Raw genomic sequence first — 682 nt, forward strand, 5'->3', positions numbered from 1 at the left:
GCGGGATGCGTTCGACTTGCATGTATTAGGCACGCCGCCAGCGTTCGTCCTGAGCCAGGATCAAACTCTCAATTTATGATTGTTTGTGACTCATTAATATTACTAGCGAAATTGACTTCGCAAATTACATTTGATATCAACCGAAACTGATATACCCTGCACATTTGTGAAACAAAACTTTGTTCAGTTTTCAAAGGTCTACTTGATTTGCTAATTGCCTTTCGACAACTATTAAATCATATCATGTTGACGTGTTTCTTGTCAACGTTTTTTTATAACTTATTTGAATAGTTATTCAGACAAGCTCGTTGCCAAACGTGTTATCTCTTTGACAACGATAACTACTATACCAGCTATCTAAAGCGAGGTCAACACTAAAACACAACTTTTTCAAAAAATCCTCTGTCTTTTGTCTAACAGCCACTTTCAAGGTTCAGTTGTCATTTATCTTATCACGTCCTCACCCAATTTCAAACTAATCTTTGCAACGTAAGAACACGCTAGCTACAAGAAAAACGCAATTGCATTTATATAGATAAATGACAAAGTCAATCGGTTAGTTTGGGTTCTACAATATCTGTTGTTGGTAATAGATTTTATCTATTACTGATAACAGATTTTTTGTTACACTACTATTTAATAAAAAACGGGCATTCCCGCCCATTCATTAAAATCAACCACG

The 682-nt window shown here is 35.5% G+C and carries 1 rRNA gene; it reads right to left on the minus strand.

Annotated elements, in window-relative coordinates:
* Positions 1-76: ribosomal RNA gene (locus IWT5_RS12335) — 16S ribosomal RNA — on the minus strand; the annotation flags it as partial.
* Positions 77-682: the final 606 nt, after the last annotated feature.

The organism is Secundilactobacillus mixtipabuli (genome assembly GCF_002217925.1).
Lineage (GTDB): Bacteria > Bacillota > Bacilli > Lactobacillales > Lactobacillaceae > Secundilactobacillus > Secundilactobacillus mixtipabuli.